The organism is Affinirhizobium lemnae, assembly GCF_022968395.1.
Classification (GTDB): Bacteria; Pseudomonadota; Alphaproteobacteria; order Rhizobiales; family Rhizobiaceae; genus Neorhizobium; species Neorhizobium lemnae.
On record NZ_JALJQZ010000002.1, the window covers coordinates 42263 to 55630 of the forward strand.

At 58.4% G+C, this 13368-nt stretch carries 15 protein-coding genes and 1 riboswitch; of the genes, 7 read left to right on the forward strand and 8 right to left on the reverse strand.

All coding sequences use genetic code 11. The annotated features are described in order from the left end of the window. Nucleotides 1-52: 52 nt before the first annotated feature. The 6 genes from MUU53_RS01515 to MUU53_RS01540 all read right to left on the reverse strand — a co-directional run bounded on the left by MUU53_RS01515 (nt 53) and on the right by MUU53_RS01540 (nt 6450). Entirely contained in the window at nt 53-886 is an 834-nt protein-coding gene (locus tag MUU53_RS01515) for an EamA family transporter (RefSeq protein ID WP_247259290.1), read from the reverse strand. Nucleotides 887-1274: 388 nt separating this feature from the next. Beyond that, entirely contained in the window at nt 1275-2051 is a 777-nt protein-coding gene (locus MUU53_RS01520) for a thiazole synthase (RefSeq protein ID WP_247259291.1), read from the reverse strand. Nucleotides 2052-2053: 2 nt separating this feature from the next. Next, nucleotides 2054-2251 (reverse strand): sulfur carrier protein ThiS, encoded by a 198-nt coding sequence (gene thiS, locus MUU53_RS01525; RefSeq protein WP_247259292.1) that lies wholly within the window; start codon nt 2249-2251, stop codon nt 2054-2056. Further along, the gene (gene thiO, locus MUU53_RS01530; RefSeq protein WP_247259293.1) at nt 2248-3225 is read right to left on the reverse strand and encodes a glycine oxidase ThiO; all 978 of its coding nucleotides are present in this window, start codon (nt 3223-3225) and stop codon (nt 2248-2250) included. The genes thiS and thiO overlap by 4 nt, the downstream gene beginning before the upstream one ends. Beyond that, nucleotides 3222-5048, reverse strand: coding sequence for a phosphomethylpyrimidine synthase ThiC (thiC, locus tag MUU53_RS01535; RefSeq protein WP_247259294.1), 1827 nt, complete (start codon nt 5046-5048; stop codon nt 3222-3224). The genes thiO and thiC overlap by 4 nt, the downstream gene beginning before the upstream one ends. Nucleotides 5049-5138: 90 nt before the next feature. Next, a riboswitch (TPP riboswitch) is annotated at nt 5139-5269 on the reverse strand. A gap of 104 nt (nt 5270-5373) precedes the next feature. Further along, nucleotides 5374-6450, reverse strand: coding sequence for an MBL fold metallo-hydrolase (locus MUU53_RS01540; RefSeq protein WP_247259295.1), 1077 nt, complete (start codon nt 6448-6450; stop codon nt 5374-5376). A gap of 352 nt (nt 6451-6802) precedes the next feature. Between MUU53_RS01540 and ffh the strand changes: the two genes are divergently transcribed. The 5 genes from ffh to trmD all read left to right on the forward strand — a co-directional run bounded on the left by ffh (nt 6803) and on the right by trmD (nt 10573). After that, complete coding sequence (gene ffh, locus MUU53_RS01545; RefSeq protein ID WP_247259296.1) at nt 6803-8365, forward strand: signal recognition particle protein; 1563 nt, start codon at nt 6803-6805, stop codon at nt 8363-8365. A gap of 18 nt (nt 8366-8383) precedes the next feature. Next, nucleotides 8384-8704: a chorismate mutase gene (locus tag MUU53_RS01550; RefSeq protein ID WP_062556167.1), complete on the forward strand. Its 321-nt coding sequence runs from the start codon at nt 8384-8386 to the stop codon at nt 8702-8704. Between the two features lie 70 nt (nt 8705-8774). Continuing rightward, a complete protein-coding gene (gene rpsP / locus MUU53_RS01555; RefSeq protein WP_062556166.1) occupies nt 8775-9128 on the forward strand; it encodes a 30S ribosomal protein S16 in 354 nt (117 codons plus the stop codon). A 128-nt stretch (nt 9129-9256) separates the two neighbouring features. Beyond that, entirely contained in the window at nt 9257-9865 is a 609-nt protein-coding gene (gene rimM / locus MUU53_RS01560; protein ID WP_247259297.1) for a ribosome maturation factor RimM, read from the forward strand. Nucleotides 9866-9874: 9 nt separating this feature from the next. Next, nucleotides 9875-10573: a tRNA (guanosine(37)-N1)-methyltransferase TrmD gene (gene trmD / locus MUU53_RS01565; protein WP_247259298.1), complete on the forward strand. Its 699-nt coding sequence runs from the start codon at nt 9875-9877 to the stop codon at nt 10571-10573. Here the strand turns inward: trmD and MUU53_RS01570 are convergent. Continuing rightward, a complete protein-coding gene (locus MUU53_RS01570) occupies nt 10555-11301 on the reverse strand; it encodes a sulfite exporter TauE/SafE family protein (protein WP_247259299.1) in 747 nt (248 codons plus the stop codon). The genes trmD and MUU53_RS01570 overlap by 19 nt on opposite strands. Before the next feature lie 297 nt (nt 11302-11598). On the opposite strand from MUU53_RS01570, the gene rplS reads away from it, so the two are divergent. After that, nucleotides 11599-12117 carry a 50S ribosomal protein L19 gene (gene rplS, locus MUU53_RS01575; protein WP_062556162.1) on the forward strand — a complete coding sequence of 173 codons (519 nt, stop codon included), beginning with the start codon at nt 11599-11601 and terminating at the stop codon, nt 12115-12117. 109 nt (nt 12118-12226) lie between these two features. Continuing rightward, the gene (locus MUU53_RS01580; RefSeq protein WP_247259300.1) at nt 12227-12784 is read left to right on the forward strand and encodes a GNAT family N-acetyltransferase; all 558 of its coding nucleotides are present in this window, start codon (nt 12227-12229) and stop codon (nt 12782-12784) included. Between the two features lie 4 nt (nt 12785-12788). Here the strand turns inward: MUU53_RS01580 and MUU53_RS01585 are convergent, their stop codons facing one another. After that, nucleotides 12789-13178 (reverse strand): DUF2794 domain-containing protein, encoded by a 390-nt coding sequence (locus MUU53_RS01585; protein ID WP_247259301.1) that lies wholly within the window; start codon nt 13176-13178, stop codon nt 12789-12791. Between the last annotated feature and the right edge of the window lie 190 nt (nt 13179-13368).

Consider the following 13368-nt stretch of genomic DNA (forward strand, 5'->3'; position numbering starts at 1 on the left):
TGGGGAGGGGTGTTCTCTTGCATAGGATCGTTGTCTTTTCTTCGATGTCGGCTTACCTGCCAATCGCAATCGCCCCAGCCGCCACGATCAGGCAGGCGATAATGCGCTTGGGCGTGAGTGTTTCACCCAGAAATAGCCGCCCGATGATCATGGCGAAGACAACGCTTGTCTCGCGAATGGCGGTGATCGGCCCGGCCGGTCCCATGGAATAGGCGATGATCACGACACCATAGGCGATCAGTACGAAAATGCCCGCCAGCAGCGCCTTGCGGCCTTCGCGGTCGGAAAGGTTCATGGTGAACTTCCCGCGCATGGCTATGTAGGCCACGATCAGCAACACGCCGTAAGTAAACAGCACCCAGGCCGCATAGGCCTTCGGATCAGCAAAATGTTTAACCCCGGTCGAATCGACGGTGGCATACGTTGCAATGATCACGCCCGTCAGCAGTGCCCAGAGAATGGAGGAGGTTGGTGCCCGGTGCCGCCCGATGGACAGGCTCATGATGCCGATGGCCACCAGTGACACGCCGATCAGCTGGCTGAAGCTCAGCATCTGACCCGTCAGGAGAAAAGTTCCAAGTGAGACCAGCAGCGGCACCGAGCCGCGTACGATGGGGTAGACCTGACCGAGATCGCCCAGCCGATAGGCGAAAACGAGGAACACGCTATAGGCCACCTGCAGCAGCGATGAGGCGAGGATGAAGCCGAAGCCTGTCAGACTGGGCAGCGGAAAATAGAAGAGGATGAGCGGCAGGGTTGCGGCAATGCCGGTCACGCCCATGACGGTAATGGACCACAGCCGGTCGGCGCCGGAACGCAGGAACGCGTTCCAGCTGGCGTGCATGACGGCAGCCGTCAGCGCCAGAGCTATGACGGCGGGGCTCATGGGATGGCCACAGAAAATGATGGGTAGCTTGGAATTGCGAGCATCGGGGAACCAGTGATTTCCCCAACACTGTGACGCCCGCTGTTTTATGTCAATCAGGTGACAGTAAGTCATTATGGTCAGATCCGTTTTCAGCTGACTTCGATCTTTCAGCTTCACCGTATGCGACGCAAACTTTTAATCTGCAGCTCACCCCCCTTTGCCTTGCCAGGCATCTCCCCCTCAAGGGGGAGATCGGATAGACTGACCCGCTTAATCCCTCGAAAACCGGGGAATGTGCTCGAATTTCAGAGAATTGAGGGTGAAAGTTCAACGTCTGGTCGATCTCCCCCCTTGAGGGGGAGATGTCCGGCAGGACAGAGGGGGGTAAATCGCGCGTCCAATTCTCTCACGCAAACACACCCTTGCCAATCAAGGGCGTGGAAGGCACCGCCATGTCTCGTGGTTCCAGAAGGCCTGCATCATGGCCAAGTTTTCCCGCCTCTATTGCCAATGCGAAGGCTCTTGCCATCGTGGCGGTATCGCCTGCACCAGAGACGGCGGTATTTAGGAGAACTGCATCGTAGCCCAGTTCCATCACGGTCGTCGCATGCGATGGACGCCCCATACCAGCATCGACGATCAGCGGAACCTCGGGAAACTCGGCGCGCATGGACCGAAGTGCCAGGATGTTCTGCGGCCCCATGGCACTTCCGATGGGCGCGCACCAGGGCATCAGCACTTGGCAGCCCGCCCGCAGTAATCGTTCTCCCACCACCAGATCGTCGGTCGTGTAGGGAAACACTTCGAAACCATCGTCGCTCAGAAGTCGGGCAGCTTCCACCAGCTGAAAAACATCCGGCTGCAGCGTATCCTGATGGCCGATCAGTTCCAGCTTGATCCAGTTGGTACGAAACAGATCGCGTGCCATCTTTGCCGTCAACACCGCTTCTGAAACCGTATGGCATCCTGCCGTATTGGGCAGCACATGCACGCCGAGTTCGCGAATGAGCTCGAAGAATGTGCCGCCGGTTCGGCTGCCTGCCGTCTCTCTTCTGAGCGAAACTGTCACGATCTCCGTGCCGGATTGGCGCACCGCAGCCGACAGATCCAGCGGGGAGGGGTAGCGTGCGGTTCCAAGCAGCAGGCGCGAACGGACCGTTGTTCCATAGAGCGTTAATGCCATCGTCAGCCTCCCTGTCGAGGTGAGAGAATTTCGATCCGGTCATCCGGTTTCAGTTTCAGGGTCCCCCGCTCCTCGCGATGGATAAGTTCTGCATTGACGGCCGTTGCCAGCCACTCGCCTTCGTAGTCCAGTTCCTGCAACAGGTCTGCGAGGTTCGTGGAGGCAATCACGAGAGCCTCACCATTAACGATTACCTTCATGCGGCCCCCTTCCGTCGGTCGCGTTGCATCATGTCCGCTGCCTGTCTGGCCAGCGCCGGTGCCAGAAGAAAGCCGTGACGATAAAGCCCGGCTATGGCGATGCCGTCTCTGGTTTTGACTATGCGGGGCGTGTTGTCGATAAAGGCGGGCCGCACGCCAGCACCCGTTTCCAGAATGCGAGCCTCGCCAAAGGCAGGGTGTAGTGCGTAGGCGGTATTCAGCAGTTCCATGGTGGATCGAACCGAAGCTTGTCCTGCATCATTGCTTTCGATCATGGTTGCACCCAACATCACCCGGCCCTCGCCGCGCGGGACGAGATAGATCGGGTGGCGCGGATGCAGAACGCGGATGGTGCGCGTCAACTGGATTTCCTGTGTCTCCAGCATCAGCATTTCGCCTCGCACGCCTCGCAGTCCCTTGATGTTGCCGATGGCGGATGGACCTGTGCAATCCACAATCTTTGAGAAGCGACGCAAGGGGGATGTCATTGGCTGGCCAAAGGAAAGCGTGACCCCTGCGTGCACCAATTTTTCTTCCAAAGCGAGAAGGGCTTTTCGAGGGTCGAGATGGGCCTCTCCGGCAAAATAGAGAGCACGGGTGAAGCGTCCTTCCAGCGCCGGTTCGAGCGCCGCGATGCACTTTTCATCTAGCCATTGATAGCCATGGGTGCGCCTCGCAAACCGCTCGAGTTCTGCGCGGTCGCGGTTCAGTGCCAGGACTATCGTACCCCGTCGCTGGACCATGCCGGGCAAAGCCTGATCCCACCAGTCGGCAGCCGATAGACCGAGATCGAAGATTGTCTCGTTGGCTGCTTCACGTTCACACCAGGGGGCAAGCATGCCGCCCGCATAGTGAGATGCGCCCAAACCGGCCTGTGGCGCCGCATCGTTCAGCACCACGTTCAGGCCGCGGCGGCGCAGTTCATAGGCAAGTACGAGACCAGCAACGCCGGCCCCCTTGATCAGAATGCTCATAGCTCAGCCCCTCCATCTTCCGTAATCGGCATATAGAGATCGCCGCCCTCACGAAACTTCGCCGCCATGGCTTCCAGCCCCTCTTTTTGTGCTTCTGCACGGATATCGTGCGAAATGCGCATCGAGCAGAATTTCGGCCCGCACATGGAGCAGAAATGCGCTACCTTGTGCGCTTCCTTCGGCAGGGTCTCGTCGTGATAGGAACGGGCGGTTTCCGGATCGAGCGAGAGGTTGAATTGATCCTCCCAGCGGAATTCAAACCGCGCGCGGGAAAGAGCATCGTCACGCACCTGCGCTGCCGGATGTCCCTTGGCGAGATCGGCTGCATGGGCGGCAATCTTGTAGGTGATGACACCCACCTTGACGTCGTCGCGGTCTGGCAGGCCCAGATGTTCCTTCGGCGTGACGTAGCAGAGCATGGCCGTGCCGTACCAGCCGATCATAGCCGCACCGATGCCTGAGGTGATGTGGTCGTAACCAGGCGCGATATCCGTCGTCAGCGGCCCAAGCGTGTAGAAGGGGGCCTCGCCACACACCTTCAGCTGCTTGTCCATGTTCTCCTTGATCTTGTGCATGGGAACATGGCCGGGACCTTCGATCATCACCTGGCAATCTTTCGCCCAGGCGATCTTGGTCAGTTCGCCGAGTGTTTCCAGTTCTGCAAACTGCGCGGCGTCATTGGCATCGGCAATCGAGCCGGGACGCAAGCCGTCGCCCAGCGAGAAGGACACATCATAGGCACGGCAGATGTCGCAGATTTCCTCGAAATGCTCGTAGATGAAGCTTTCCTTGTGGTGATGCAGGCACCACTTGGCCATGATCGAACCGCCGCGCGAGACAATGCCCGTCACACGATTGACGGTGAGCGGAATGTAGTGAAGCCGAACGCCGGCATGGATGGTGAAGTAATCGACGCCCTGCTCCGCCTGTTCGATCAGCGTGTCGCGGAACACGTCCCAGGTCAGGTCTTCCGCAATGCCGCCCACCTTTTCCAGCGCCTGATAGAGCGGAACTGTGCCGATTGGCACCGGCGCATTGCGGATGATCCAGTCGCGAATGTTGTGAATGTTGCGACCAGTGGAAAGGTCCATCACCGTATCCGCGCCCCATCGGATAGCCCAGACCATCTTTTCCACTTCTTCGGCCATGGACGAGGTGACGGCGGAATTGCCGATATTGGCGTTGATCTTGACCAGAAAGTTACGGCCAATTGCCATCGGCTCGAGTTCCGGGTGGTTGATGTTGGCGGGGATGATGGCGCGCCCCAGCGCCACTTCCTGCCGCACGAATTCCGGCGTCACATAATCCGGGAGTGAGGCCCCGAAGCTTTCGCCATCCCGCGCCAGTTTTTCTTTGAGGGCTTTCCGCCCCAGATTTTCGCGGATTGCCACGAACTCCATTTCCGGTGTGATGATGCCCGCCCGCGCGTAAGCCAACTGTGTCACCGCCTTGCCGCCCGTTGCGCGACGAGGCCTTGGCTGGACGGGGAAGGCGGGCGTCAGGCGCTCGCCGCTGGCAAAGCCGTTATCTTCCGGCTTCACCTCGCGTCCGTCGTAAAGCTGCGTATCGCCCCGCGCAGCCACCCAGCTCTCCCGCAGGCGCGGCAAGCCCTTCTCGATCTCAATTGCAATAGAAGGATCGGTATAGGGGCCGGACGAATCATAAACGTTCACCGGCGGCTCGCCGGAGGTGGGATGAAGCGCAATCTGTCGAAGCGGCACCCGGATGTCAGGATGCAGTTCGCCGGGCACATAAATTTTCGTGGAAGCGGGCAGCGGCCCTGTGGTGACTTCAGGCCGTGGAAAATTCGGGGCAATGTTCATCGTGGAACTCCAATATTTAAATTTGGAGATCCAGTCACGTCAGCCGGAAAGATGGATATACGCCGACGCAAGGCATAGAATAACCCTGCGGAAATCGCGCGTGCACCGTCCCTACGCCAGTATGAACTGGATCAGGTTCAACGGGTCACCGCGCTGCTCGCCCTTAAACGGGCAAGCCCAGCGGAATCTCAGCCCCTTGCGGGACACCCCTGGTGAATGCGCAGGATTCTGAAGCCAACTGCGGCAAGAGTCAACGATGCATCTTTCGCGATCAGAAAATTTTCATATCGCTCAAAAATTGAAATATTCGAACATATGTAGGGTCTTACGCTTCCGGCACGTCAAAGGCTTCGCCCGGGCGAAGCGGACGAAACCGTTCCGGCTTGATCTGTGCCGCTGCAAGCGCATTGCGCAGCGCCGCCAGCGGCTCCTCAATGCCTTCATCGGTGAGCTTTACCGTACCCCAGTGGTGGCCAATGGCGTAAGAAGCCTTGGCGAGCTGCATTCCAGCAACCGCCTCTTCCGGGTTCTGGTGCTGCGCTTTCATGAACCAGCGCGGCTCATAGGCGCCGATCGGCAGGATGGCGAGACGGAAAGAGCCATGCTTTTCCTGCGCCGCCTTGTAGTTGATGCCCTGATGGAAGCCCGTATCACCGATGTGATAAATTTTGCCCGCCAGCGTCTCGATCACGAAAGCACCCCACAGCGCCATGCTGCGGTCTCCAAGCCCGCGGGCCGACCAGTGATGGCATGGCTCGCAGTGGATCGTCACATTCTTGCCGACATAATCCTTCGCCCCCCAATCCATGACCGTAATGCGCGGATCATCCAGTTCGGGGCCGAAGATCTTGTCATTGCCCAGAGGCGTGATGTAGCGCGGACGATGGGCGGCGTGAATACGCTTCAGCGTATCTATATCGAGGTGGTCATAGTGATTGTGGGTGACGATGACGATATCGATAGCCGGCAAATCTTCGATCCTGATACCCGGCTCGTTCACCCGTTTCGGGCCTGCAAATGATACAGGGCTGGTGCGGTCCGACCAGACAGGATCGGTCAGGATGTTCAGTCCCGCAACCTGGATCAGCATGGAGGCATGGCCGACCATGGTCACCACCATCCGATTGCCCGTCACGCGCTTTTCCGGCACGGTCCCGGCGAAGGGGCTTGGATAAGCCTCTGGCCAGTCTATGCTCTTGCCGTTGAAGCGCCATTTCAGAAGGTTGAGAAAGCCTTTGGGCGCTTCGCCACCAGGATTGAAGAAGCGCGTTCCGTCGAAATGGTCGGACACCGGCCCCGTGTAATATTTGTTGGCTGCCATGGCTCTCCCTGCTGCAACCCCGCCGCCTAGAAGCGCGAGACTGCCGATTGCTGACCATTTCAGGAAACTGCGTCGCTTCATAATAAAATCTATAAGTATCCCGGTTGAACCTATCAAGAAGCGTTACGATAGGGTGGCATGTCGGATCAGCGGCATCACAGTCGGTTGATAGTGCAGACAGGTCTAGATGGCAAAAACCCCCGGCAGTCTTGACTTTGCGGGCCAGTTGCTGTTTAAGCCCGCCATCTGCTGAAAGTTTCAAGAACTTTAGCCGCCGACCGGGACCCGTAAAGGTATAAAGAGATCCCGGAGGTCAACACTCGACAGCGCGTGGCGCCCTCGGGTGTCGTTTGGCTTTGCGTCTTGTTTTTCGGCGGCAAAGACCCGACGTTTGCCTCAGCCAGAACTGTGCAACGTCAAGAAGGATGAAACGATGTTCGAAAACCTCCAGGACCGTCTTGGTTCCATCTTGAGTGGACTGACCGGCCGTGGCGCGCTCTCCGAGGCGGATGTCTCGGCGGCCATGCGCGAGGTTCGCCGTGCGCTTCTGGAAGCGGACGTGGCGCTGGAAGTCGTTCGCTCCTTCACTGATCGCGTTCGTGAAAAGGCCGTTGGTGCCTCCGTCCTGAAGTCGATCAAGCCCGGCCAGATGGTCGTCAAGATCGTTCATGACGAACTCATCGAGATGCTGGGTTCAGAAGGCGTTTCGATTGATCTGAACGCTCCTTCGCCGGTCGTCATCATGATGGTCGGTCTGCAGGGTTCGGGTAAGACCACGACGACCGGCAAGATTGCCAAGCGGTTGACGGATCGTGACCGCAAGAAAGTGTTGATGGCCTCGCTCGATACGCGCCGTCCGGCCGCGCAAGAGCAGTTGCGTCAGTTGGGCGTTCAGACGGGCGTCGATACTTTGCCGATCATCGCTGGCCAGTCGCCGACTGATATTGCCTCGCGCGCCGTGCAGGCTGCGAAGCTTGGCGGCCATGATGTCGTCATTCTCGACACGGCAGGCCGTACGCATATCGACGAGCCGCTGATGGCGGAGATGGCTGAGATCAAAGCCCGCTCCAAGCCGCACGAAATTCTGCTGGTCGCGGATTCGCTGACCGGTCAGGACGCCGTCAACCTCGCCCGCAACTTTGATGAGCGCGTCGGCATTACCGGCCTCGTGCTGACCCGCATGGATGGCGATGGCCGTGGCGGCGCCGCCCTTTCCATGCGCGCTGTCACCGGCAAGCCGATCAAGCTCATCGGTATCGGCGAAAAGATGTCGGAACTCGACGAGTTCCATCCGCGCCGTATCGCCGACCGCATTCTCGGCATGGGCGATATCGTTTCGCTGGTCGAAAAGGCTGTCGAAAATATCGACGCCGAAAAGGCGCGCGCCATGGCCGAAAAGATGGCCAAGGGCAAGTTCGACCTTAACGATCTCGCCGAGCAGCTGAAGCAGATGAAATCGCTGGGCGGCATGGGTGGCATCATGGGAATGATGCCTGGCATGGCGGGCATGAAGGACAAGCTTGCAGCGTCCGGCATGACCGACAAGGTGTTTGACCGCCAGCTTGCCATCATCTCGTCGATGACGAAGGCCGAACGCGCCAATCCCGATCTTCTCAAGCACAGCCGAAAGAAGCGTATTGCCGCCGGCTCCGGCACCGATGCCGCCGAAATCAACAAGCTTCTCAAGATGCACCGCCAGATGGCGGACATGATGAAGGCTATGGGTGGCAAGGGCAAAGGCGGCATCATGAAACAGATGATGGGCGGTCTGGCCGGCAAAATGGGTCTTGGTGGTATGGGCGGTGGAATGGGCGGTATGCCTGATCTGTCGCAGATGGACCCCAAGCAATTGGAAGCGCTGGCAAAGCAAGCGGAAGCCGCAGGCTTCAAGTCGGGTTCCATGCCGGGTCTTCCCGGCGGTATGCCAGGATTGGGCGGCAAGCTTCCGGGTCTGGGTGGCCTGCCGGGTCTTCCGGGCTTTCCGAAAAAGAAGTGAGGGGAGGCGCTCAAAGCCATGGTTGATCCAAAGGTCAAAGAACAGCTCGGAAAGTACCGCCAGTCGATCGACAACATCGACGCGGCACTTGTGCACATGCTGGCAGAGCGTTTTCGTTGCACGAAGGAAGTGGGCATTCTGAAGGCTCAGTTCGATTTGCCGCCGGCAGACCCGGCGCGCGAGGAATACCAGATCGAGCGTTTGCGTCGCCTTGCCAAGGATGCGCAGCTTGATCCGGATTTTGCGGAGAAGTTCCTGAATTTCATTATCAAGGAAGTCATCCGTCATCATGAAGCCATTGCTGCCGAACACGGCGGCGTTACTGAAAAGACCGCCTGAGCGCGGCCTCTAACACAACAGGACCGTCGAGGAAGACGGCCCTTACCGAAAAAAACTGAAGGAGTTTGAAATGTCCCTGAAGATCCGTCTGGCCCGTGGTGGTTCCAAGAAGCGTCCTTACTACCATGTTGTTGTTGCTGATGCCCGCGCACCGCGCGATGGCCGCTTCATCGCAACGCTCGGTTCCTGGAACCCGATGCTGCCGAAGGACAATGCTGAGCGCGTGAAGCTCGACGTTGAAGGTATCAAGTCCTGGGTTGCCAAGGGCGCACAGCCGACCGACCGCGTTCTGCGCTTCATGGCAGAAGCTGGCATTGCAGAGCGCGCTGCTCGCAACAACGCTGAAAAGGGCAAGCCGGGCAAGAAGGCTCAGGAGCGCGCTGCCGAGAAGGCTCAGAAGGCTGCTGAAGCCGCTGCTGAATAAGCGTCTACCTCAGATTTGACAGAACGGACGGCATGGCGACATGTCGTCCGTTTTGTTTTTCCGGTCTTTGTGTTTTCAAGATCATTGATCCGGGTTAGAGCAGTGACGAAGACAGGCAGGATAAAACCATGGCAAAGCTCGAAAACCCTATCCTCATGGCGACCGTCGGTGCGGCGCAGGGCTTGCGCGGCGAAGTGCGGGTGCGCTCCTTCACGGAAGATCCGCTGGCGCTGGGTGATTATGGCAATCTTCACAGCGAGGATGGCAGGGTCTTCGAAATTCTGGAAATCCGGGAAGCCAAAAATGTCGTCATCGTGCGCTTTCGCGGCATCAATGATCGCAATGCCGCCGAAGCGCTGAATGGGCTAGAGCTCTTCATCGATCGCGAAAACCTGCCCGATGCGGAACTGGACGAAGACGAGTTCTTCTATGCCGATCTCGAAGGCCTCGAGGCGGTCGATTCCGATGGCATCAGTTATGGTGTCGTCAGCAGTGTTTTCGATTTCGGCGCTGGCGATCTCCTGGAGCTGAAGGCACCCAACAAGCGCCCGACGCTCATTCCGTTCACGGAGGCTGCGGTTCTGGAAATCGATCTGGAAAACGGCAAGCTTCTGGTTGATCCGGTTGCTGCTGGTCTGATTGATCTGCCGGAGGACGAGGATCTGAAGGGCGAGATTCCCGATGGCAAGCCGGATGCTTCTGAGAAGAAGTCCCCGCCGAAAAAGAAGCGGGATTGAGCTTCAGCCATGACGTTCCGCGCAACGGTTCTCACGCTCTATCCTGAAATGTTTCCGGGCCATCTTGGCTATTCCCTTTCCGGCAAGGCCATGGAGCGGGGCGACTGGTCGCTGGAAGCGGTTCAGATCCGTGATTTCGCCAAGGACAAGCACCGCACGGTGGATGATACGCCAGCCGGTGGCGGCGCGGGCATGGTGTTGAAACCGGATATTCTGGCGCAAGCCATAGATTCGCTGGCTCAGGATTCGCGTCCTCGCCTGTTGATGAGCCCGCGCGGCAAGCCGTTGACTCAAGAACGGGTGCGAGAGCTGGCGGCAGGCGAGGGCGTCGTCATCGTCTGCGGTCGTTTCGAGGGGGTGGATCAGCGGGTTATCGACGGTCGCCAGCTCGAAGAGGTCTCGATCGGCGACTACATCCTATCCGGAGGCGAACCGGCGGCCTTGACCGTTCTGGATGCCGTCGTGCGCATTCTGCCGGGTGTCATGGGGAATGTATTGTCCGGAACGCATGAGAGCTTTGAGACTGGCCTGCTGGAACATCCGCACTATACGCGTCCGCAGGAATTCGAAGGCGTTGCCATCCCGTCCGTACTGACGTCCGGCAACCATGCCGCGATCGAAAAATGGCGCCATGAACAAGCGCTGGCGCTAACGAAGGCGCGCAGGCCCGATCTCCTAAAGCAAGACGCTCAGCCGGTGACGAAGTAATAGACCGTCAGCGCTGTGCCGACAGCAACCACCAGCATTCGCATGATGGTTTGCGGAACCCGCCGTGCGAGCCAGACACCCGCATAGCCACCGGCAGCGCCTGCGGGAATCATGATCACGGCCTGCGCCCAGCCCACGACGCCGCCGCCGACGAAGACGATGATGGCGACAGCAGCAATCACCATGGCGAGCAGGTTCTTCAGCGCGTTGAGGTGATGATAGCTTCCGCCGGTTGTCAGGCCCAGCACGGCCAGCATCATGATGCCCATGCCTGCACCGAAGAAACCGCCATAGATCGCCGTCAGAAACTGGCCAATGGCCGAGGATGCCGATGTGCCGGTTCTTTCCGCAGACGCTTTGGGCTTCAAGAGCGGACCGGCCGCAAAGATGGCCGTTGCCGCCGCCAGTAGCCAAGGCACCATGGCGCGAAAGGAAGGATTGTCGAGCGCTAGCAGGATGAGTGCACCCGCGAGCCCGCCGACCGCCGAAATAATGGTCAGGGCGACGGCGCTTCGCCAGCGTTTCATCAGCTCGGTCTTGTAGGCGAGCGTCGAGGTCACATAGCCGGGAAATTGCACGATGGACGAGGTCGCATTGGCCGAAATCGGCGGCAGGCCAGCAAGTGTCAGCGCACCAAAGGTCAGGAATGTGCCGCCGCCTGCAATGGCGTTGACCGCTCCCGATAAAAAGCCGGAGACGAACAGTAAAACAATAATCGAAATCGACACCCGGTGCCCTCCCTTGCAACCTGATGATCGAGCGGCTTATCGGTTGCAGGGTTCTGCTGCAAGGCCATATCAGGATGATCTTGAATTCAGATTCCTGCGCGACAGGGGTGACAAATGGCGATTGGTGGTGTAAAGGCCCACGCGGACATGGGAGTTTCTCCCGTTGACCGTAACAAAGAATGGCGAATCCGCTCCTGCTTGTGAACTCCCTTTTTTGGTTCCCAGCACGGCTCCAAGGCAAGTCCGAAGGTCCGATGTCGAGCGCTCTGGTCGTTTCAGAAGAACCTAGAGGTTAACATGACAGATATCATTGCTCAGCTGGAAGCCGAACAGGCTGCCAAGATCGAAGCAAAGCGCAAGCTGCCGGAATTTTCTCCGGGCGACACGCTGCGCGTCAACGTAACGGTTCGCGAAGGCAACCGTACCCGCGTTCAGGCCTATGAAGGCGTTTGCATCGCCCGCTCCGGCGGCGGCATCAACGAGAGCTTCACCGTTCGCAAGATCTCCTACGGAGAAGGCGTCGAGCGCGTATTCCCGGTTTACTCTCCGCTGGTCGACAGCGTTGAAGTCGTTCGTCGCGGTAAGGTTCGTCGCGCGAAGCTGTACTACCTGCGCGACCGTCGCGGTAAGTCTGCTCGTATCGTCGAGAACACAAACACCCGCGCCCGCAAGCTCAACGAAGCTGAACGCGCTGCTGCTGCTGAAGAGCGTGCACGTATCGAAGCGGAAAAGGTTGCAGCAGCACAGGCTCTCGCCGCCGAAAAGGCAGCAGCAGAAGCCGCCGCTGCAGCAGCTTCGGAAGGTGCAGCAGAATAATAGTTCTGCGCATTCTGGATTTAAAAGGCGGGCTTCGGCTCGCCTTTTTTGTTGCAGTTCAGTCTTGATGGATCTTATCAAGGCAAGACCTTATCCGGATTGAACTGATATGACCTATCATCTGCGCGACGCGAGCCCCACCGATATACCCGCCATCACAGACATCTATCGCGATAGCGTCCTGAACGGCAGCGCCAGCTACGAGATCACGCCTCCAGACGAGGCGGAAATGCTGCAGCGCTTCAGGGCGATCACTGAGAAGGGGTATCCTTATGTGGTGGCCGAAGATGCCGACGGCACGCTTCTCGGCTACGCCTATGCCTCAGCGTTCAGGACCCGCCCTGCCTATCGCTGGCTGGTCGAGGATTCGATCTACCTTTCGCCCTTCGCCAGAGGCCGCGGCTTAGGCAAGGTGCTCCTGAAGGAACTCATAGAGCGCTGTACAGGTCTCGGTTTCCGGCAGATGGCAGCGGTCATCGGCGGCGCAAGCTCTGCCTCTACCGGCCTGCATGCAGCGCTCGGCTTCGAAATGGTCGGAACCATGAAAGGGACCGGTTTCAAGCACGGCCAGTGGCTCGATACGATCTTCATGCAGCGGGAACTGGGGGATGGTACCACAACACCGCCGGATCTTGGCGCCTATCCTGGTACACTTTTCGTGGGCTGACGTTCTAGTCGATCAGTTTCAATACCTTGTCGAAGACTTTCAGAACCTGCTGCAAGTCATGGCCACGCTTCAGGATCATGCCATGGGTATTGGTAACGCTGAAGGCTCCTTGCTTGGCCGCGAGCTTTGGATTCTTCTCGATCCGGTATAGTGGCATCTCCCCCGAACGCTTGAAAACTGAAAAAACTGCCCGGTCCCGCAACTGATCGATGGCGTAGTCCTTCCACTCACCCTCTCCAACCATGCGTCCGTAAATTCTCAAGATGGCATCCAGTTCCCGGCGATGGAACATCACGGGAATGACGTCATTGCTCTGCCGGTACTGGTTGAGTTCGATCACGTTGGCGCCATCCGAACTGGAAAGCCGCCCTCCTGTCTCTGGCTGATCGCTCATCAAAGCTCCTCAATCCAAGGCCGTTTTTGATGACGGCTGCGTGACAGTGTGCCCTACGCCTGCCAAAAAGCAAGCGCGTTCGACAGGCAAACGCATTCTCCCCGACGGAGTTTCAGCGCTCCTATCTGTATTATTTGATTTTTCTTAAATGCCGTTTTCCGCCTGAATTCGAACAAACCCGTGCCCGAAT

Coding starts and splice junctions, on each gene's coding strand:
- MUU53_RS01515 (WP_247259290.1), bottom strand. CDS start 886: ATGAGCCCCGCCGTCATAGCTCTGGCGCTGACGGCTGCCGTCATGCAC.
- MUU53_RS01520 (WP_247259291.1), bottom strand. CDS start 2,051: ATGGCATTAACGCTCTATGGAACAACGGTCCGTTCGCGCCTGCTGCTT.
- thiS (WP_247259292.1), bottom strand. CDS start 2,251: ATGAAGGTAATCGTTAATGGTGAGGCTCTCGTGATTGCCTCCACGAAC.
- thiO (WP_247259293.1), bottom strand. CDS start 3,225: ATGAGCATTCTGATCAAGGGGGCCGGCGTTGCTGGTCTCGTACTTGCC.
- thiC (WP_247259294.1), bottom strand. CDS start 5,048: ATGAACATTGCCCCGAATTTTCCACGGCCTGAAGTCACCACAGGGCCG.
- MUU53_RS01540 (WP_247259295.1), bottom strand. CDS start 6,450: ATGAAGCGACGCAGTTTCCTGAAATGGTCAGCAATCGGCAGTCTCGCG.
- ffh (WP_247259296.1), top strand. CDS start 6,803: ATGTTCGAAAACCTCCAGGACCGTCTTGGTTCCATCTTGAGTGGACTG.
- MUU53_RS01550 (WP_062556167.1), top strand. CDS start 8,384: ATGGTTGATCCAAAGGTCAAAGAACAGCTCGGAAAGTACCGCCAGTCG.
- rpsP (WP_062556166.1), top strand. CDS start 8,775: ATGTCCCTGAAGATCCGTCTGGCCCGTGGTGGTTCCAAGAAGCGTCCT.
- rimM (WP_247259297.1), top strand. CDS start 9,257: ATGGCAAAGCTCGAAAACCCTATCCTCATGGCGACCGTCGGTGCGGCG.
- trmD (WP_247259298.1), top strand. CDS start 9,875: ATGACGTTCCGCGCAACGGTTCTCACGCTCTATCCTGAAATGTTTCCG.
- rplS (WP_062556162.1), top strand. CDS start 11,599: ATGACAGATATCATTGCTCAGCTGGAAGCCGAACAGGCTGCCAAGATC.
- MUU53_RS01580 (WP_247259300.1), top strand. CDS start 12,227: ATGACCTATCATCTGCGCGACGCGAGCCCCACCGATATACCCGCCATC.
- MUU53_RS01585 (WP_247259301.1), bottom strand. CDS start 13,178: ATGAGCGATCAGCCAGAGACAGGAGGGCGGCTTTCCAGTTCGGATGGC.